Raw genomic sequence first — 20,733 nt, forward strand, 5'->3', positions numbered from 1 at the left:
GTTATTCCAATTTTAAAATCCAACATTTAAACCAATTGTCCAAGACCGTGTCCGTGGATAAAAACTTCTTGAATCAATTCCAGCTTCAAAACCTGTATCTTGTAATTCGGGATCTAATCCTGTATACTTTGTAAATGTTGCAATATTTCTTCCTGTTGCATACACATATAAACTCTTGATATAATCGGTCTTTAATTTAAAATTATAACCCAACGTGATATTGTCCAACTTCACAAAACTTCCGTTTTCCAAATAGTAATCGGAATACTGTGGGTCTTGTTTGATAGCCGCATGTTTGGTAAAGGCACTTTCAAAAACGTTATTTGGGAGCCATTTTTGATTTCCAAAAAACATGTCTGCGGTATTTAGGATATCATACTTGAATTTTCCTCGGAAAAAGATAGTTAGATCAAAACCTTTATACGCAAAACGATTTCCTAAAGAAGCATTAAATTTGGGGACACCATTGCCAATATAAGCTCGGTCATTATCATTCACTTCACTCGTTGTCCCAGTTGTTCCATCAGACTTATAAAATAACCACTCTCCTTTATCATTCAATCCCGCGTAACGTTTCCCATAAAAAGAACCTATTTCTCCCCCTTCTTCCAAACGGATGGCATCTCCCAAATTACCAGGTGAAGGGAGTCCTCCAAAGGTTAACCAGTCATTTTTAAAGATATCGTTTGACATAGACACTAATCTATTTTTTTGATAACTTCCTGCAAAATCGATTGTCCATTTGAAATCTTCCTTCTGCATGGCTATACCGGTTAATTGCAATTCTACACCTTTATTGGAAACCTCTCCGACATTATACCAGATTTTGGTACTTACATATGCAGGCTGCTGAGCTTTATATTCGTAAAGCAAATCGTTCGTTTTTCGGTTATATACATCCAAGGAACCAGTCAAGCGATTGTTCCATAAACCGAAATCAAGGCCTATGTTGAATTCCGCTTTCTGTTCCCATTTCAAATCAGGGTTTGGATTTTGTGTTGGTCCGTAGGTTTGGTAGTAGATTCCGTCCTGAGGATAAACACCGCCTGTACCTAATAAAATCAAAGAGTTATAATTTGGAAATCCCTGATTACCAGTAATACCATATCCGGCACGCAGTTTCAAATTATTAACAACATCCTTATTTGTGAAAAAATCCTCATTACTAATCGTCCAACCTCCAGAAATTGCTGGAAAATTTCCCCATTTGTGATTCGCTCCGAAGCGTGAAGAACCTTCCCTTCTCAGAATTGCACTTATAAAATATTTTTGATCATAATTATAGTTTACCCTACCAAAAAAAGCGATTAGTTTATTATCTTCTTTAAATGAGCCCATTGATGGTCTTGGTAATTTGGTATTGGTTAGCGCCGTTCCACTTCCCATATCCCAGTCCTGGAAAGCATCGGTTGTAAATCCATTATTCGCCATCTCAAAGCGCTCATACCCATTATATTGAAAACTGTAGCCCAATAATCCAGTAACATTGTGCTTTTCATTAAAAGTTTGGTTATAGTCAATTGTTGTTTCAAATGTTTTTGACCAAGTTAACTCATTACGTTTCCAGGCATATCCCATACCTTGATATTCTGAATTTTGGCGCTGATCCCAGTCTTTAATTGATCTATATTGCCGATCATTCCAATTATTCCTAAGATAGGATCCGAATGCTGAAATACTTAATGGTTCAATAATTTTCAATTTTAAACGAGCATCTCCTGAAAACGTCTCTTGATTTCGTTGATCCACGCGGTTGGCCATACGGTCCAAGGGGTTAAAATTATTATATCCTTGAGTTTGATAAAAACTACCATCTTGATTGTATAATGGAGCAGTTGGATTACGTTGAATTGCTTGTTCGAAATATTCCGTTTTCCCTCCAAGTAGATCCGCTTTATTAAAATTTGCAGCAATATTACCAGAGAAAGTCAATCGGTCCTTTAAACCTGTCTGCGAAAAATTAATCCGTCCACCAAACTGTTGACGCCCATTCTGTTTGGCGATACCCTCTGCATTTTCATAATTGACAGAAGCACGGTAATTAGATTTTTCCCCACCACCGCTAGCTACGAAATTATGAAAGGTTGAGAAATTACTTTTGTTGATCAATTCATCATATAGATCCGTTGAAGCACCTAAATCCAAATCAGGTTTATTTTGGCCATTCACCACATAATCCCTAAATTGCTGTGCACTCAACATCTCAGGTTTCTTAGCCACAGCCTCATGTTGACCATAGGTATAATATTCAAATCGTGGTTCACCAGACCTTCCTTTTTTTGTGGTTACCAAGATAACACCACCATTCCCCCGAGTACCGTAGATTGCCGCAGCCGATCCATCCTTCAACACATCAATAGATTCGATATCACCCTGTTTAATTAAATCAAGATTTCCACCAGGGATTCCATCAATAACAATCAGAGGACTATTACCTCCTTTTAAAGATGCCATACCACGCAACTGAATGCTAGAACCAGCATTTGGGTTACTTCCTTGCGTTCTAGTCACATTTAAACCTGCAACTTTACCTTGTACAAGATCCATCGGATTTCGCATCCCACCCTGATTAAAATCCCTCTCTTTCACTGAAGCTACAGCCGATGTCACTTCACTTTTCTTTTGTGTACCATAGCCTACAACAATCACTTCTTCCAATTGGTCTTCAGCCGACGACAACTGAATATTCAGCGGAGCACTATTGACCACCTTCACCTCCTTAGACTGGTAGCCAATGGATGAAATGACCAGAATATCTCCAGCTTTTGCCTGAATTGCGAAATTACCCTCTCTATTGGATGTGGTTCCCCTTTCGGATCCCTTGACACTTACAGAGACCCCAGCAATCGCTTCTCCGGTTTTTGTATCCTGAACTCTTCCTTTGATCAGATCCTGAAGATTAACGCTCTTATCGATGGAAACCTTTTTTGATTCATTGCTCGGAACGAACCCGACAGCATATGCTTGATGCATTGTGCCTGCGATCACAGTCAACGAAAAAAATAACTTTGTATTTTTCGTTAGCCGTGCGAATGTTCTTAAATCAATTTTGCTCATATACTAGTGATTTGGTTTATAAAACGTTTGGTTAAAACGTACTATTTAATTAAATTTCATTTGAGCTTGGTCAGTTTTACTATTTTAAATTTCCTAGAATCATCTATTGAATAATTCATTGGTTTATAGTAATAGCTACTATATATTTAGCAAAACCGTTTTTGCTATTTTTCTAAAAAAAAGTATACTATCCCCCTTTTTCGCAAAGATGCTTTTTGGCTATTTATTTTGTTAGATCTGGGTTAACACTTTAATTATAAAGGGATTTTTTCAAAAAAAATAGCCATTGCATTCCTATAAATACTTTTTTATTAGATTCGGCTCCATTACATAAGCCATATGATCTACGCTATGTATTCAAGATAAGCGTGGACATCTTTTGATGTCCACGCTATCCTGTTATTGATACCCTGGATTCTGAGTCAATTTATTATTGCGCTGAATCTCATCAGGAGAAATCGGCCATAATAAATCCGACTCTTTAAACGTAGCTCCGGATCCATTTTTTGCACCAACTAAAGGAACAAAATCTATTTTACCGGCTTCCGTCGTAGAGATTACAGGGAACATTTTTGTCCGTAGGATATCATCCCACATTTTGAATTCCAATGGGAATTCACGCAAGCGTTCTTTCCAGCATTCTTTGACAAAATCGACAGCAGATAATGCTTGCAGTTCTGTTGTCAGATCAGCCACAGTTTTTCCTTCCGTATTTGCCCGAGCTTTTACCTGCGCTAGATAACCGGCAGCCTCAGCGCTGACACCGGTTGATTTTGCAATCCCCTCTGCAGCAATCAACAAAGCCTCAGGAAAACGGTAAAAATTCCAGTCTTTAGTTCCTCGACCTGTAACCGTAGCGGCCTGCTCATCAAAGTAATACCAAATGCCCGGTACATCTGAGGTCCAGGTTTTGCCGTTAACCGGATTGGTATACTTCCAATGAAAAAATTGATTTGGCTGAATACGTAAGTCCTTCTCGTTATAAACATTCAAAAATTGATCAGTCGGACCATAGATACGCTCAAAAATGGAGTATTTGTCAAAAACAGAAGTTGCTGAGGAACTAAACGCATAGGTTGTCCACCATCCACTTGTATTTATTGCTGCATCGTATTCCTGCGCATAAATAACCTCCTCCAGATCATCTGTTGTGCGTAATTTATTATATGCACTATTCAGCTTTAAGTCTGTATTCTCAGTCATCTTATGCGGCGAACTAATAACAATTTTCGCAGCTGCAGCTGCGTCAGCATACTTACCCTGTTGTAAATATACATTAGCCAAAGTCATTGCCGCAGCATACTTAGTAACACGGTGTTGATTTTTTGCAAAGGTAAGCGCAGGTAAATTGGCAACAGCATCTTTAAGATCCGCTTCAATCAACTCATATACTTTCGCAACATCTGTTCTATCCAAATAAAGATCATCCGCCAGTGTCTCATTCGGATTTACCGATAATGGGACTGCGCCGAATGTTTTGACCAGATAAAAATAATTATAGGCTCTAAAGAATTTTGTCTCAGCCAGTAAAGACTTTTTCTTCGCCTCATCCATGGTGATTCCAGGGATGTATTTAATACCTGCATTGGCAATATTAATGGCTTTATAGCTCTCGTCCCAAATGGTATTCATGGTGCTTGAGACTACACTCGTATTTTGCTGTCTGGTCAGCTGCCTTGCAAACAGGCAGATTTGCTCTTGCCCCTCATAGGTATTGATAAAATACCCGGTAAGCATGGTATTGATCGAAGCTGTTGGCCCCACATAGGCGCTGGCGGCAACCGAATAGCGTTGGGGTGCCCCACGACGGTAAAGTGAATTCACCGTGGCGGTTGCCTGTCCGTCATTGGCATAATACTGTTCCAATGACAAATTGGATCTCGGCTCTTCCTCCAAAAATTTATTGCAAGATGTTGTCAAAGCCATGCCGGCTAGCAACAACAGAAATAATTTATTTTTCATTTTTGATAAGTTCTAGATTAAAATGTAACATTTACACCCAATGAGAAAGTTTTCGCTCTTGGATACGAGAAAAAGGTCATATTCTGTCCAAATTTACCCTCTCCTTGCGAGGTACTCTCCGGATCATACCCTTTGAAATCACTCGAGGTAAATAAGAATGGATTGTTAGCATTCGCATAGATCCTTAATCTTTTCATACCAATACGTTCCAATGCTTCCGGTTTAAAGGTGTATCCCAATTGAATTAAATTGACACGCAGATAAGATCCGTCTGCGATCCAAGCATCATCTACATTGGAATCCTGCCCACGGTGCCCGCCATTGGTCAGATAAATCGCCTGTTGCATTGTATTCGGATTTGATCCATTATAGGCATCCGTCAAAATCTCCTTCAGGCCATTGGTAATACCAAAACGGTCATAGGTAGAGTGGAAGAACTGTTGCATAATCTCCACCCCCTTCACAAATTGAAGATCGAGGGTAAAATCAAAATTCTTGTAGCGTAGGTTATTGACAAAACTTCCCGTCCAATCAGGCAAACCTTTACCAATGATTTCTTTGGTAGTGGTACGTTTTGCCCGGCCAATATCTTCTAGTTTCGCATTCCCTGCATCCACATCCGCCTGTGTATAAACACCTAGCCTTCGATAGCCGTAAAAGCTATTTAAGTTCTCACCAACCCGAATAATACTATTGGCTCCGCCTACCCAGCCATTCATCAGGATATCCGCATTGTTTTCACCCAATTGCAATACTTTATTCTTATTGTAGTTGGCGTTTAAAGAAGCCTTCCAATTAAAGTCCTCATTATTTACAATCGTTCCATTGATCATCAGATCGATACCCTGATTTTGGACGGATCCGATATTTTTCATCACGGTACTGAATCCTGAAGCAGTTGGTAAAGGCGCGTCCAGTAATAGATCAGTCGTTTTCTTACGATAATACGAGACATCAAAATTCAAGCGGTTTTGAAATAGTCCCAATTCTACACCGACATCAAACTGTGCAGTCTTTTCCCATTTTAGATCGGGATTGGCAATGGTATTGACAAAGGAATAAGGTGCTCTGACATTGTTCAGCAATATCGTTCCGGCATCCACGATCGCCAAGGACTTGTAAGGATCGATCTCCGAGTTACCAGTCATACCAAAGCTGGTATGGAATTTCAAATTACTGATGGATTCATTGCCTTTCAGGAAATCCTCATTCGATGCATTCCATGCAAAACCTATGGATGGGAAAAAAGCATACTTATTGTTTTTTCCAAACTTGGACGAGCCGTCGTAACGTCCCGTAACGGTCGCTGAATATCGGTCATCATAGGAGTAAGCCGCCCGTAAGAAATAAGAGTTCATCGCCCATCTATTCCAACCTGATGCAGGAGGATCCGGCGTCACACCAATGCCTAGGTTATTATACTCATAGAAATCATCAAAGAAACCTGTTGTGCGTGAACGGTCATTATCATAGGTTCTTGCTTGCCATGAGAGACCGCCCATGACATTGATCCGATGTTTGTCGAATTGTTTATTATAGGTTAAGTAAGTCTCTTCCTGCCAATAAAGCGTGTTGGTATTATTGATTTCGGCCCAGCCATTCGGTTGCGAGATGTTGTTCAACGTTATGGAAGAGTATCCCTTATAGTTTTTCCGATGGCTATCAACCCCCAATTGTGTCTTTAGATCCAAGCCATCTGCAAGGTGAAATGTCAATGCCGCATTTCCGAAGATCTGCGTATTATAACGCATTCGTTTTTGCAGATCTAGGATGGACACCGGATTTGCCATTCCCTCAAAGCCTAGCTTTTCCGAGACTGTAGAGGAAGATGAACTGGTATATTTCCCATTCTGATCATAAACAGGGTACCAAGGCAGCATTTCGATCATGGTCCGACGTGCTTCCTGGCCACCACCATCTTCCGGTGTATATCTACCCCATGTATGATTAACCGTCATATTGATGGCTGTAGATAACCAAGAAGTCGGTTTGGCATCATAAGACAATTTTCCGTTAACACGTTTGTTCCAGGTATTGTTCATCACACCTTGCTGATCCGTGTAGTTTAAGAACGCCCCCACAGACGACTTTTCGTCACCTTGTTGTACGTTTAATTGGTGATTATGGGAAATAGCTGTTCTTGTCGCTTCTCTCTGCCAGTCGGTATCGTACAAAGGATTTCCGTTTGCATCAAAATAATTCGGATCGTTGAACCAATCTTTTCTATCTAACGACCAGGGTTTCCAGTTCTTATCGCGATCTTTTAGAAATTTTGCTGCGTATTTATTTTCATTTTCAAGACCAGTCATAAAGGCATCGACCCATTCTTGCGCATTTAGTACATCCATATAACGCTGTACCGAACTTACACCTGCCGATCCTTGATAACTGATGGTACGTGTTCCATCTTTACTACCACGTTTTGTGGTCACTAAGATTACGCCGTTTGCACCGCGGGCACCGTAGATTGCTGCTGAAGATGCATCCTTTAATACTTCGATGTTTTCAATGTCATTTGGATTGAGCAAATGAAAATCTTCCATCACGACGCCATCCACCACATATAATGGGTTTGAAGAGGAATTGATTGTCGCCACACCACGGATCACCACCCGGTTCGCATAAGCGCCAGGCTGGCTCGAATTGGAGAATATATTTACACCCGATGCTTTACCTCTCAAGGCATCCAGCGGGCTAAAGCTTTGATCTTTGATGATATCTGCTCCTTTGACCATTGCAATGGAACCGGTTACATCCGATTTGCGCATCGTACCGTAACCGACGACAACGACTTCATCCAATTGCCCTTGATCTTCTTCCAATTGTATGGTGATGGTAGCTCCGGCAACAGTCACCTCTTTCGATTTATACCCGACAGAAGTAACCACCAGTACATCGCCAGACTTTGCCTGCACAGAAAAATTCCCCTGTGCATCCGATTGGGTACCATTTGAAGTCCCCTTAACTGCTACGGAGGCCCCAACAAGAGGTTTCCCGCTCGCATCCAGTACTTTTCCTTTCAATTCCTGCTGTAAATTACGTACTTCTTTTACAAAGGAGTTTCCTTCGTAATGTGCTGAAGTTGCTACAGCGGCATTGACCTGTTGAAATGTACCAGCAATGACAGCCAATGAGAAAAATAATTTTGATTTTTTCCCAAGCTGCACAAATGATTTTACGTCAACTGTGCTCATATTAATAGTGATTTGGTTTATAAAAACGTTTTAGCAAAAAGATGCTAGAAACGCTTAGTTTAATTTAGTTTTCCCTTATAATCGATTATAAATAAAAGGCTTTCGCTCATCAACCTTTCAATTATAATTTTTTCTATTTAACATTCGTCTCCCTTAAAACATCAATTTTATCTCAGTTTATTGATCGTTATAAGTATATAAAAAATGCTAAATCGCTTTTGCTTTTTTGCAAAAAAAATTTTGGTTTGTTCGTTTGGTTTATACTGCTTAATTTCTGTTTTTTCTTTTCCTATATGGTTATGTTTTTTTTGGTTTTAACACCTTAATTAAGGCTGTAATTTAGGATTTTAAATTCAAACGGAGAAAGATTTATTTTCAAAATCTTTCTCCGTTAAACTATATGTTTCCCTTTTTCATTTCGCTGATGGCATAATCAACTGATCGCGCTGAGAAGGCCATGTAAGTCAATGAAGGATTTTGCGTCGATGTCGAAGTCATGCAGGCGCCATCTGTAACAAAAACATTTTTTACAGCGTGCATCTGATTCCATTTATTCAATACCGACGTTTTTGGATCGTGCCCCATACGTACGCCCCCCATCTCGTGGATATCCAGCCCCGGAGCCTGCCAATGTGTATCTGGTCGTATATTCGTAAAACCGGCATCGGTAAACATTTCGGTCATGACCGCAATGTAATCTTTTTTCATTTTTTCGTCGTTGTCGTCATAATCAACGGCAATCTTCAATAAAGGAATTCCCCAATCGTCTGTTTTACTACCGTCTAGAGACACCATACCTGATTCCTTTGGGATGGTCTCGCCCATCATATGTGAACCAACCTGCCAGATACCCAATTTCGGATTCAGCAGATTCTCCTTTAGCCCTAATCCCAGGCCAGAACGGTCTGATTCTTTGCTGCGCGATGCACCAAAACCTGCCGCATAGCCGCGCAAGAAATCGGTTTCCTGTTTATGTAAGTTGCGGAAACGAGGAATGTATCCACCACCGGCAGGATTTCTTCCCTCCGCGGTATAATCCAGCAGTCCTTCGTATTCGGCATAAATACGTGCGCTATAATTATGGAAAGCAACATATTTCCCCAGCACGCCACTATCATTACCTAAACCATTTGGAAAGCGGTTTGATTTGGAATTCAACAAGATCAGGTTGGTATTGATGGCAGCTGCATTGACAAAAATCAGTTTAGCATAAAAATCAATTTCCTCTTTGGTATTTGTATCAATTACGCGAACACCTACTGCTTTTCCTTTCTGTTCATCGTAAAGGATAGAATGAACCACCGAATGCGGACGTAGGGTCATATTTCCAGTCTTAGCTGCCCAAGGAATTGTCGTGGCATTGGAACTGAAATACCCGCCAAAAGGGCATCCTCTTTGACAGAGTACACGGTTTTGGCATTGCACACGACCTTGGTCGATGTGAATCTGGTTGGGCTTGGAAAGGTGGGCACAGCGTGCGGAAATCACCTTCCGTTCCGGGAATTTTTTCTGAACTTTTTCTTTAAAATACTTCTCGACGATATTTAAGGGATAACCTGGCAAAAATTCACCATCCGGTAATTCCGGAAGCCCATCATGATCCCCGGCAATACCAGCAAATTTCTCGACGTAAGCATACCAAGGCGCTAAATCAGCATAGCGAATCGGCCAGTCTACCGCAAATCCATCACGTGCAGGTCCTTCAAAGTCGAAATCAGACCAGCGTTGTGTCTGTCTCGCCCATAGCAAGGATTTTCCACCGACCTGATATCCCCGGATCCAGTCAAAGGGTTTTTCCTGTATATAGGGGTGCTCCTTATCTTTCACAAAGAAATGTGCGGCATCTTCATGAAAAGCATAACACTTGCTGACAATCGGATTCTCTTGCTTCACTTTATAAGGCATTTCATTCCGATGTTCAAACTCCCAAGGCATCATGTTTGTGGTTGGATAATCCTTAATATGCTGTACATCACGTCCACGCTCCAGAACCAAAGTCTTTAGTCCTTTCTCACACAATTCTTTTGCAGACCAGCCTCCACTAATTCCCGAACCTATCACGATCGCATCGTAGGTCCTATTTTTTTCACTGTCAATATTTAGATTTGCCATATTGGATTTATCCATTAATTTTTACCGCACCATTGTACGGTCCCGGAATAAGCTTATAGATCACCTTATTCTTCATCACATATTCTGAATTTAGATAGCCCTGGATCACACGGGATTTAAAGATTTCAAAAAAAGTCTTTTCATCCGTTTTATCTGCCAGATTGGCTAAGGTCTTTTCTGTCTCTTTGCCGTTGGCCAGATTCAGCTGCTTTCTTAGTTTATTAAAGCCGGAGACAAATTTCTCCTGGTTTTCTGGCGACTCACAGTCATCCACCATCTTAATCACAAACAGGTGCAGGTTCAGCTCTTTCCCCCCCGGAGTATCCGATTTTGGAATAAGCACATCCACAAGCTCGCCTAAAAATTTCTCATCCTCCGCTGATAATTTCAGCTTATTCAATACAATCGATGCTCCACCATCATTCAGACAGGATGACAAAATTGTCAGTCCGCCTGCGATAATGAAAAATTGCTTTATTGCGGTTCTACGGTTCATAATCTGAATTCCCTTTACAATTCGGTAATATTACATATATCCGAATAAAATTACAAATGCTAAAACGATTAAATTATTTGATTATCTTCAATCCAACCGGATAATAACTGTTTTGCCTGCTGCAAGTTTTCCACAATGTTATCCACAGCTGTTAGTCTGGCACGCTCAACCTCCTGTTTTGTTACAGCGATCAACTGTAATCCAGTCCCTAAGGCAGCTTTACTACCGGTAATCGTGTCTTCGATCGCCACACATCTGTCTCCGGGCAAATCCAATTTGGAAAGCGCCAGACGATAAGGTTCCGGATTAGGCTTCGGAAACTCTACACATTCTCTTGTCACGAAAAACTCAAAGTAATCCAGCAGTCCATGTTTCCCTAGAACAGTATCCACTGTACTTCGGTAGCTTGAAGTCACTAGTGCGATGCGGATGTTATTTTCTTTCAGATAGACTAAAATATCCTTCGCAAAAGGCATCAGTTCAATATCACTCATGTTAGAATCCGCATAGGCCGCACGCGTCCTTTTCCACATGTATTCTTCGGTCGTATCGTATCCATAGTCTTCCACCAGGCGTTTGACGTTATGTGCCAGAGTGTGTCCTGCAAAATCCCGGATCCAATCTTCATAATCTATCTGCAGATCAAATTCCTGTTTTAAGATCGGTGCCCAATTTTTAAAATAGAAATATTCAGAATCAATTAAGGTACCGTCCAAATCAAACAATACGGCTTGTAGTTTATTCATAGTGTTAAAGATACACAAGTAGGCTGAAAAATCCTATTAAATGATACCACAATACACCGAATTGGAAAGTGTTCCTTTATACATGTCCCAAAAGCCGATGTAAACATGATAATCAAATTTCTCCCGCTTGAATACCGGTATTTCGATGCTGCATTCGCCCTGTGCTGCATCTGCGACACCCATCTTAAAATCCATGTGTTTATTCGGATTAATCAAGGCCAAATTTAGCTTATAGATACTATCATAATATTTCGGATTGGGTATCCAGGACAATTTAAGTATGTCGTTTTCCAAGCGCACCTCGATCCCCGTGGGCGGCATAAGTTCGCCTACAAATACTTGAAGCTTCTCCATATTGAGATATGGTTTACTTGCGGCATCCAGTTCAATGACACTATTGATCACATGCTTTTGGCCGAGCTGAAATGCTCCTCTCCTCAAATCTTTCGCCGCTTCAAATTGATAACCAAAAGTCAATATCGGCTTAATCCGTTGACAGAACTCGCCATTTATTTTCATTTTCTCCCGATGCAGCAGTTGCGCTGCTGTTGGTGGTTTGGTGCTCGGTGTTCGTACACCCCTTATAACCCATTCTCCATTGAGTTTATACCCATATACTGATCCTACTTTACCCCGAAAACCGCCATTGGGGCCATCCTCTAATATTGCCATCTTAAATGCCTAGTTTAATTGTAATTTCTTTGTACCTCCCTTAACAAATAAATAGGATTAAGGTTTGCATTAGTTTAGATTTAAATTAGAACTAGTCTAGCTTTAGTTTAGGTTTTAATTAGCTATTACCTAAACTAAACCTAACTAAAACCTAAACAAACCCTAACTAAAATCTATATAAATAGATAACTTTATCTTAATGATAACTATGGTTGATTCGGAGATTTTTGGATAAGCCTAGGACATTTGTTAAGTTTGTCTGTTCAAGCAGCGAGTGGGCATACAAATCCAGAAATTCGTCGTTCTCTTGAGCAATGTTTCGATATCGTTCAAAAAATACACATACATGAAATCGTCATGATTTATTCGGCGCGCGTAGAACAAATTCATCGATCAATGAAACTAAAATGATGACTAATTGTCCTGAGAATATCGTGCGAAAAAATCTGAAAGATTCATCGCCTTAAAAGACTTATACAATGAAAATAATTGCAATCGGTCGCAATTACATCGACCACGCTAAAGAACTCAATAATCCAGTCCCTGAAAATCCCATCATATTTTTGAAGCCTGATACTGCGGTTTTGAAGGACAATAAAGATTTCTATTATCCTGAATTCTCTCAGAACATCCAATTCGAAACCGAAGTTGTCCTTCGGATATGCAAAGAAGGCAAACATGTTACTCCAAAATTCGCATCAACCTACTACGACGCTGTAGGCTTAGGGATCGACTTCACCGCAAGAGATGTACAACAAGAACTTAAAGCTAAAAGTCTTCCCTGGGAATTGGCAAAAGCCTTTGACCACTCCGCTGTTGTCAGCAATTTAATTCCCAAAGACGAAATAAGCGATGTATACGCAATAGATTTTTCCCTGCAACAAAATGGACAAACCGTACAAAGGGGCAATACCAAGGACATGATTTTCTCTTTTGAAGATCTAATCGTCTATACATCCAAATTTATCACCTTGCGCAAAGGTGATTTGATCTATACAGGTACCCCGGTTGGGGTTGGGGCTGTCGCTATCGGCGATCTGTTGGAAGGCTTTATTGGAGAGCAAAAAATGTTTAGCTGTAAGATTAAATAGGGAAAGGATATGATGAAAAAAAAGGCAAGTTTACTGGCTGTATTGTCGTTGGCCCTTAGCTTGGGTCAGGCGCAAGATATTATCAAAAGCCGCAATTATCCGCAGAATTATTTTGTCCGACCAATGGATATTGCTCCCCAAGCATCGGGCTCATTTGGCGAACTGCGGGCTACACATTTCCATGGCGGCGATGATTATCGTACCCAACAGCGCATCAATATTCCAGTACATGCGGCTGCGGAAGGTTTTGTATCCCGCGTCCGTGTCCAGATCGGTGGTGGTGGCAATTATGTCTATATTGACCATCCGAACGGATATACTTCTGTTTATATGCATCTGGAGAGCTTCAACACTGATCTGGCAAAAATTATCAAAGACGAGCAGTACAAACAAAAACGTTTTGATGTCGATGTCTTTCTTAAACCAAATCAGGTACCCGTCAAAAAGGGTGAGTTTATTGCCAATTCCGGAAATACAGGTGGCTCCGCCGGGCCACACCTGCATTTTGAAATCCGTGACACAAAAGCCCAGTTGCCCTTAAATCCGCAATTATTTGGTCTCTTATTTCCGGATGGTGTTAAACCGTTGATCAGAGGTATCACTGTTTATGATCTCGGTCGTGAGATCTTTGACGAAAATACCCCACGCAGGCATCAGACAATCCGGGCTTTAGGCAATGGAAATTATAGCCTGGCTTCTAGCGCCCCTATATCAGTCAACGGCAACTTTGGCCTAGGTATCAATACGGTAGACAGACGTGGTGGCATTTCATTTACCTATGGTGTTTATTCCATCGAACTATTCCTGGACAACAAAAATATCAGTACCGTCCTTTTCGAGTCGATTCCTTTTGACCAGACCCGTGCAATTCAGTCATACATAGACTACCCCTATCTAAAGAAATCGGGTGTTCGGGTACAGAAGAGTTTTAAAGATCCCAACAATCCGATCAATATCTATAAAAATCTGGATAACCTGGGGATGATCGAATTAAAGGATAACGAGGTACACGAAGTAAAATATGTAGTCAAGGATGTTCAGGGCAATAAGAGCGAACTGAACTTTAAAGTCCAGAACAACCCCTCTTTAACGATCAGTCGAAAACCGGCCCAAGGACTCAAAATGTTTCATTATGCCGATGAAAACAAATATGAAGCGGAGAATGCGCGAGTCTATATGGGTAAAAATATATTGTACAATGACCTTTACTTTAATTATTCCCAAGGTGCTAAACCGGCCAAGGGCTACTCAGCAGCGCATTACATCCACAACTCCTATACACCTGTATTCGGCTATTACAAACTGATGATCAAACCGGACTACAGCCTGCCAGAAAGCCTGTATAGCAAGGCGCTGATAGTCTCCACAGACGGTGGAGCACAGGGCGGGAAATACGAAAATGGCTGGGTTGTCGCCAATGTGCGCGAATTTGGTGGGTTTTATGTTGCTGTGGACACCATCGCCCCTAACATCAGTCCACGTAACCTAACGGATGGCAAGAACGTTGCGAATCAGCGCTCCATAGATTTTACCATTAGTGACAACCTTTCAGGAATTGATACCTTCGATGCGTACATTGACGGCAAATGGGCTTTGATGAAATATGATCCCAAAACAAGACACCTGTGGCATGACTTTGAATCCAATCTGAGCAGTGGTACCCACAGTTTCAAGCTGGAGGTAAAAGACAATAAAGGAAATTTAAAAATTTACGAAGCCTCCTTTAGCAGATAGTATCATCTGCTTGGGAAGCTTTCCAAATATGGATTTTTAACGCTGGATTTTTGTGATCCAGTCTTATGCCCATAATCGATTTTATCGGATAATATCGTATCTTAATGGACTAAATTGAACTATATATGGCAACACTAGAAATAGGACAACAGGCACCGGATTTCAGTGCAAAAAATCAACATGGTGAAACCGTGCATCTCTCGGATTTTAAAGGAAAAAAAGTGATCCTTTACTTTTATCCTAAAGATAATACACCGGGCTGTACAACCGAGGCCTGTAATTTTAGAGACAACTATCAGTCGCTGAAAAAGGATGGTTTTGAGGTCATCGGCGTCAGCGTGGATAACGAAGCATCACATAAAAAATTTATTACTAAACACGAATTGCCATTCCAGCTCCTTGTCGACGAAGATAAAAACCTTGTTGAGGCGTACGGCGTATGGGTGGAAAAGAACATGTACGGCAAAAAATATATGGGTACGGCACGCACCACCTTTGTGATTGATGAGCAAGGCATCATTCAGCACATCATCAGAAAAGTGGACAATAAAAATGCTTCACAGCAGATTCGTGATCTAGGGGTAACTAAATAAACCTCGGGCTTGCATAAAGAGTAGGGAACAAGGATTATAGACAATATTCGTAAGCCGTAGGCTTGAACAACAGAGTCTTCTATCTAAAGTCTAGATACTCAATACTAAAATTTAAATACTAATATCTATATTTGCCACTTATGAGCAAACAGACAGACGATTTTTTCAAAAGTGTAGTATCACACGCGAAGGAATACGGTTTTGTATTCCAATCGAGCGAAATATATGACGGCTTAAGTGCCGTCTACGATTATGGTCAATTAGGTTCTGAACTTAAAAACAACCTAAAGACTTATTGGTGGAAATCCATGGTTCAATTGCACGAAAACATTGTCGGTATTGATGCCGCTATTTTCATGCATCCCACAACCTGGAAAGCATCCGGTCACGTGGATGGGTTCAATGACCCCATGATCGATAATAAAGATTCCAAAAAGCGTTATCGTGCCGACCAGTTGATCGAAGACAAAATTGCACGTTATGAAGCAGATGGAAAAGCTGCAGAAGCAGCTGCACTTTTGGAAGCTTTAAATACGGCATTGAACGCTGATGATCTTGCAGGACTGAAAACCATCATTGAAGAACATAATATCGTTTGTCCGGTTTCAGGCACTAAGAACTGGACCGAAGTACGTCAATTTAACCTGATGTTTGCTACCCAAATGGGTGCTATGGCAGATGGAGCTGATCAGGTTTACCTTCGCCCGGAAACTGCACAGGGTATCTTTGTTAACTTCCTGAACGTTCAGAAGACAGGTCGTATGAAAATTCCTTTTGGGATTGCCCAGATCGGAAAAGCATTCCGTAATGAAGTTATCGCACGTCAGTTTATCATGCGTATGCGTGAATTTGAACAGATGGAAATGCAATTCTTCTGCCGTCCAGGCACCGAACTGGAATGGTACAACAAATGGAAAGAAACACGTTTGAAATGGCATTTGGCTTTAGGTTTCGACCCATCCAACTACCGTTACCATGACCACGATAAATTGGCGCATTACGCCAACGCAGCCGTGGATATCGAATTTAACTTCCCATTCGGATTCAAAGAAGTGGAAGGTATCCACTCCCGTACGGATTTTGACCTGAAACAACATCAGGAATATTCGAAAAAGAAAATGCAATATTTTGATCCGGAAATCAATCAAAATTACATTCCTTATGTCATCGAGACTTCCATCGGATTGGATCGTTTATTCTTAACTGTCCTATGTAATTCATTGGTAACAGAAGATCTTTCTACGCCGGAAAAACAAGACTCCCGTGTTGTATTGAAGTTCCCAGCAGCATTGGCTCCGGTGAAAGCAGCGATATTACCATTGACTAAAAAAGACGGTCTACCTGAAAAAGCGCGTGAGATCCTCAATACATTGAAATTGGATTACAATGTTCAATACGATGAAAAAGATGCGATCGGAAAACGCTACCGTCGTCAGGATGCAATCGGCACACCGATCTGTATTACTGTTGATTACGATTCGCTGCAAGATAATACGGTTACGATCCGTCACCGTGACACCATGGAGCAAGAGCGTGTAGCAATCGCTGACCTTGAACGGATCTTAAATGATTTAGCAGGTTGGAATACTTTGCTAAAAAAATTACTATAAATTAATTTGCCTGCAGACAGTGCAGAAGCTGTTCAAAAGGCGAAAAGCGAATTCCCAGCGGCTGAATAGCTAAAAAGAGGCCTGATGGGATGAGCAACATAAAAGAAAGATAGGTGTGTCCGAACTGTGTGGACACACCTATTTTTTTCACCTATTTGCTCAGGATTGGCCTTTTGGTTTGAATTTCATAACATCAGTATTCCACGACTACCTTATCACGCCATTTTTCATTTTTAATCACTTGAAAACCCTGATCGTCACTTACTCCATCGAGCAGTTTACCTTTAAATAGGAGCTGTACATTATTCCGAATTTCACTGCCCAGTTCAAATGTACGTGCAAGTTCGCCTTTTCTAAAAACGCGCAGCTCGTATCTGACCATCTTATTTTCTGGAACATCCCCCATAAACTGATTAAATACAAAGGTTTTTGAATCGGCAGCCCAATTAGGCACGATGCGCAGGATGGTATTGTCCGATTTTTCATCCGATACCGTTGCGAAGGGATAATAGTAAAAGGCCTGATGTTTCTGTTTGATCTGTATGCTGTCGACAAGATTCAGTCCGTCGGTATCCGTACATTCGAATTTCACTTCGCTATAGATGCGGGACATCGTCAATACCCTTTCAATGGGTTCCCTTACCTCAAACGTATCCCGTACCGCAAATACCACAGCAGCCTGCTCATTGAACGCATTGGAAACTGAAAGGCTCCGCACATCGGCCACTGTTGCAGGGATCAATAGTGGTGCCCCCGAATTTTTAGATAGTAAGCTGAGGTAGTAAGTTCCCATCGGCAAAGCGATATTAAACTTTTCTTTTGCATTAAGCGTACCAGACTTTACCAATAGCTTCGTAATTGCATCGAAGACATGGTAATACAATTTATCGGGCAGAACAGATTGGTCCGTCCTTCCACGAATATTAATATTGTCCATTTTAAAAGTTCCGGTACTTTCGTTGTAGTTGCTTCCACCATCCCTGTTTCCGGCAAATAAAGCGATCTTTAACCAACAGCCTTGGGCAGCCGTCAGATTAATCGAGTTGAGCGGCTGCTCCAATGTCAATTTAGCCGAAGTAGTAAGATTGGGCGGGTAATATACGGTATCCGCCAGATTTTTGAATGTTGCCCCTTTATCGGTCGAATAACTCAAGAGCACGGCGCGGGGCCCGGTTCCGGAGCTATTCGCGTCAAAAGTCAAATTTCCCAAGCTACCGATACCCGAAACAGGAATCTTAATCAGAATCTCTTTAGCTCCTTTAAAACTGATTGCCTTACCAGAACTCGGCCAACCGGCAACAAAACCATAGTCAGTTTTACCATTGTTGTAATCAATCGCAGCCTCCTCCTCGAGCGCCGTGCTCGGGTCTGCATTACCGTTATCAAAATTCCAATGGTAGAGGGGTTGACTTTCTGTGCTGCTCCCGCTGGTCGAAGCTCTTTTAAATTGGGACGACTGCGCTTTCAGGGGACTGACAATCGTTTCAAAATCTTTGATTTTGAAAGTTACTGCATGTGTTGTTTCGTTGCTTTCATCAGGAAGTTTTGCATTTTTCTTACAGGAAGAAACGGCTGTTAAAATCACAATGAATAAGCACGAAAAATTTCCCAGCGTAAAATGGGATCTCTTTTTCATAATTATGAATGATTTATAAGTTAACTAACCGGCAGATTAAAATTAACTTATAAATCACTACGCACCAAAGCTGTAACTAAAAAGTTACCTCCTTACGTTCACTCTTACAGGTCGTTTCTTTGTCTACTTTTTGAACATACACCTTTCGGACAGTAACAGACTGGTTGAGGACAAGTCTTTTATTGGCGTCCGTCGGACGTACATACTCCCCATTGAATTCGTCCCATTCATAGATCGGTTTACCATCGGCATCTGACCAGATATAGTTGTAACGTGCATCTGTTTTATCTTTTATGATCAACTCAAGCCTATTTTTCTTTTTGTCAATCTTGACGTGGATATTCCCTGGTTTTTCCACCTTTGAAAATGTTTTCAGCAAGATCTCCGATTGCGGGGATTGCTTATTTTTCCAACGTGCAATGACATGATATTTTTTAGTTTTGGAAAGGTTTCGGATAAAAACGTTCGTTCCGGTACCAATAGCTGTACCAGTTGCCGTCTCATACCATTGGTATTCCAGTCCAGCAATAGGCTTTTTGATGCTCATCACCTGATCCCCGCCATAGCAGGTTTCAAGCGTATCACCCCAGGTATTTATTGGCTTGGTCAGTGCGCTGGATGTAAGCTGATTAAATTTCCATATAATGGAATCCTTGTGGTTCACATAAGCCGGATTGCGGAGCAGGTCTGTAGTATCCTGAATAAGCACTTTAAGCTCATTTGTTCCTGTCCGCAACATTCCTGGATCCAGATAAATTGAATCGATATCATGGGCAATAAGCTCATTATTGAGCGACCATATCAACTTGAATGTATTGGGCGATGGTTTCGCTAAACGTAAAGTAAATTTCTGAACACTGTCCAACTGCAGCACATTGTTAAGTACTGGTTTTACGGCAATAAAGGGGTTAGATTTTTGCTTTATTGCCGCTACGAACTGCTCTTGACAGACGGGACAAAAAGGCGCAACAAGGTATTGCATTTTGCAATATTCATGTGGTCGGAACCAAGTCGAAGGGGATCCTTTTCCGCCATAGGAATAGATACCCACACCACCTTTTCCGATCCAGTATTTCCAGGGAACAGCATTCACATCAGCTGATTGTGAACGGTTGACCGATTCAATGGCATATTGATTTCCGGCCCAATACTCATCGGCCAACTGGGCAAAAGAATGTCCAATCTCGTGCACAGCGATATCGTTGCTTTTAAAGTTGACCGTTGAGGTAGCCCATTTTCCACCTGATCCGCCATAAAATGGCGAATTGACCAATACAACCACTTGTGTATAATTAGGGATATGCGTTTTTAACACCGCTTCAATACGATCATTCTTTTGGGGTACGACCAAACGGTGCAGTCCGCCATTGTCAAAGCTACTTCCAAAAATAGTGTTAGGATGGCTTACCGGTACTGGATGGTCTCTGGTGAATTTATTATAACGTCGAGGATATTTGCCAAGATCCGTATCGCCATGCACACAATCGCTTGCCTTGCAGTCATGGGTAGCACCGGACTCCTCCGAGATAGTGCGAATAGCAAACACATTGAAGAAAGCACTATATTGTTTGAAAGGCTCTATCGAGAAGAAATAGTTTGTAAACTGCTTGGAATCTTCCGCATAATCGTCTAGCTGATCCTTTGTATAGCCATCGCCCAAAATAACCAGGTTCACTATATTGTTAGCTGTTCCCTGATACTGCAAGGTATCAATCTTGAAATTTTGAGATTGGGCTGCTGCCGGCATCAGATAGCCAAGTAACGCAAGCAGGACAAAAAATAAATTTTTATTCATCGGAGTAACAATCGTTAGATTCCAAAAATAAGGTT

At 41.1% G+C, this 20,733-nt stretch carries 13 protein-coding genes; 4 read left to right on the forward strand and 9 right to left on the reverse strand.

The genetic code is table 11. The annotated features are described in order from the left end of the window. Window positions 1-12: 12 nt before the first annotated feature. From BWD42_RS14180 to BWD42_RS14210, 7 genes are all read right to left on the reverse strand, one after another. Entirely contained in the window at window positions 13-3,057 is a 3,045-nt protein-coding gene (locus tag BWD42_RS14180; RefSeq protein WP_077437064.1) for a SusC/RagA family TonB-linked outer membrane protein, read from the reverse strand. 399 nt (window positions 3,058-3,456) lie between these two features. Continuing rightward, window positions 3,457-5,019, reverse strand: coding sequence for a RagB/SusD family nutrient uptake outer membrane protein (locus BWD42_RS14185; RefSeq protein ID WP_077437065.1), 1,563 nt, complete (start codon window positions 5,017-5,019; stop codon window positions 3,457-3,459). A gap of 17 nt (window positions 5,020-5,036) precedes the next feature. Next, on the reverse strand, window positions 5,037-8,213 hold the full coding sequence (locus tag BWD42_RS14190; RefSeq protein ID WP_077437066.1) for a SusC/RagA family TonB-linked outer membrane protein: 3,177 nt from the start codon (window positions 8,211-8,213) through the stop codon (window positions 5,037-5,039). A 396-nt stretch (window positions 8,214-8,609) separates the two neighbouring features. Next, window positions 8,610-10,325 carry a GMC oxidoreductase gene (locus BWD42_RS14195; protein ID WP_077437364.1) on the reverse strand — a complete coding sequence of 572 codons (1,716 nt, stop codon included), beginning with the start codon at window positions 10,323-10,325 and terminating at the stop codon, window positions 8,610-8,612. A 7-nt stretch (window positions 10,326-10,332) separates the two neighbouring features. After that, complete coding sequence (locus BWD42_RS14200) at window positions 10,333-10,821, reverse strand: gluconate 2-dehydrogenase subunit 3 family protein (protein ID WP_077437067.1); 489 nt, start codon at window positions 10,819-10,821, stop codon at window positions 10,333-10,335. Between the two features lie 68 nt (window positions 10,822-10,889). Further along, complete coding sequence (locus tag BWD42_RS14205; RefSeq protein WP_077437068.1) at window positions 10,890-11,567, reverse strand: HAD family hydrolase; 678 nt, start codon at window positions 11,565-11,567, stop codon at window positions 10,890-10,892. Between the two features lie 36 nt (window positions 11,568-11,603). Then, entirely contained in the window at window positions 11,604-12,239 is a 636-nt protein-coding gene (locus BWD42_RS14210; RefSeq protein WP_077437069.1) for a hypothetical protein, read from the reverse strand. 479 nt (window positions 12,240-12,718) lie between these two features. On the opposite strand from BWD42_RS14210, the gene BWD42_RS14215 reads away from it, so the two are divergent. From BWD42_RS14215 to BWD42_RS14230, 4 genes are all read left to right on the forward strand, one after another. Then, window positions 12,719-13,330: a fumarylacetoacetate hydrolase family protein gene (locus tag BWD42_RS14215; RefSeq protein WP_077437070.1), complete on the forward strand. Its 612-nt coding sequence runs from the start codon at window positions 12,719-12,721 to the stop codon at window positions 13,328-13,330. Window positions 13,331-13,339: 9 nt separating this feature from the next. Then, window positions 13,340-15,064 carry a M23 family metallopeptidase gene (locus BWD42_RS14220; RefSeq protein WP_254846239.1) on the forward strand — a complete coding sequence of 575 codons (1,725 nt, stop codon included), beginning with the start codon at window positions 13,340-13,342 and terminating at the stop codon, window positions 15,062-15,064. Between the two features lie 125 nt (window positions 15,065-15,189). Continuing rightward, window positions 15,190-15,657, forward strand: coding sequence for a thioredoxin-dependent thiol peroxidase (gene bcp / locus BWD42_RS14225; RefSeq protein WP_077437072.1), 468 nt, complete (start codon window positions 15,190-15,192; stop codon window positions 15,655-15,657). A 140-nt stretch (window positions 15,658-15,797) separates the two neighbouring features. Further along, window positions 15,798-17,267 (forward strand): glycine--tRNA ligase, encoded by a 1,470-nt coding sequence (locus BWD42_RS14230; RefSeq protein ID WP_077437073.1) that lies wholly within the window; start codon window positions 15,798-15,800, stop codon window positions 17,265-17,267. A 193-nt stretch (window positions 17,268-17,460) separates the two neighbouring features. On the opposite strand, the gene BWD42_RS14235 is transcribed toward BWD42_RS14230, so the two are convergent. Both BWD42_RS14235 and BWD42_RS14240 read right to left on the reverse strand, forming a co-directional pair. Beyond that, complete coding sequence (locus BWD42_RS14235; RefSeq protein WP_077437074.1) at window positions 17,461-18,903, reverse strand: hypothetical protein; 1,443 nt, start codon at window positions 18,901-18,903, stop codon at window positions 17,461-17,463. Window positions 18,904-18,979: 76 nt separating this feature from the next. Continuing rightward, window positions 18,980-20,698, reverse strand: coding sequence for a M64 family metallopeptidase (locus tag BWD42_RS14240; RefSeq protein ID WP_077437075.1), 1,719 nt, complete (start codon window positions 20,696-20,698; stop codon window positions 18,980-18,982). Window positions 20,699-20,733: the final 35 nt, after the last annotated feature.

Source organism: Sphingobacterium sp. CZ-UAM (assembly GCF_002000245.1).
Lineage (GTDB): Bacteria > Bacteroidota > Bacteroidia > Sphingobacteriales > Sphingobacteriaceae > Sphingobacterium.

Coding starts and splice junctions, on each gene's coding strand:
- BWD42_RS14185 (WP_077437065.1), bottom strand. CDS start 5,019: ATGAAAAATAAATTATTTCTGTTGTTGCTAGCCGGCATGGCTTTGACA.
- BWD42_RS14220 (WP_254846239.1), top strand. CDS start 13,340: ATGATGAAAAAAAAGGCAAGTTTACTGGCTGTATTGTCGTTGGCCCTT.
- BWD42_RS14180 (WP_077437064.1), bottom strand. CDS start 3,057: ATGAGCAAAATTGATTTAAGAACATTCGCACGGCTAACGAAAAATACA.
- bcp (WP_077437072.1), top strand. CDS start 15,190: ATGGCAACACTAGAAATAGGACAACAGGCACCGGATTTCAGTGCAAAA.
- BWD42_RS14240 (WP_077437075.1), bottom strand. CDS start 20,698: ATGAATAAAAATTTATTTTTTGTCCTGCTTGCGTTACTTGGCTATCTG.
- BWD42_RS14215 (WP_077437070.1), top strand. CDS start 12,719: ATGAAAATAATTGCAATCGGTCGCAATTACATCGACCACGCTAAAGAA.
- BWD42_RS14200 (WP_077437067.1), bottom strand. CDS start 10,821: ATGAACCGTAGAACCGCAATAAAGCAATTTTTCATTATCGCAGGCGGA.
- BWD42_RS14195 (WP_077437364.1), bottom strand. CDS start 10,325: ATGGCAAATCTAAATATTGACAGTGAAAAAAATAGGACCTACGATGCG.
- BWD42_RS14190 (WP_077437066.1), bottom strand. CDS start 8,213: ATGAGCACAGTTGACGTAAAATCATTTGTGCAGCTTGGGAAAAAATCA.
- BWD42_RS14205 (WP_077437068.1), bottom strand. CDS start 11,567: ATGAATAAACTACAAGCCGTATTGTTTGATTTGGACGGTACCTTAATT.
- BWD42_RS14210 (WP_077437069.1), bottom strand. CDS start 12,239: ATGGCAATATTAGAGGATGGCCCCAATGGCGGTTTTCGGGGTAAAGTA.
- BWD42_RS14230 (WP_077437073.1), top strand. CDS start 15,798: ATGAGCAAACAGACAGACGATTTTTTCAAAAGTGTAGTATCACACGCG.
- BWD42_RS14235 (WP_077437074.1), bottom strand. CDS start 18,903: ATGAAAAAGAGATCCCATTTTACGCTGGGAAATTTTTCGTGCTTATTC.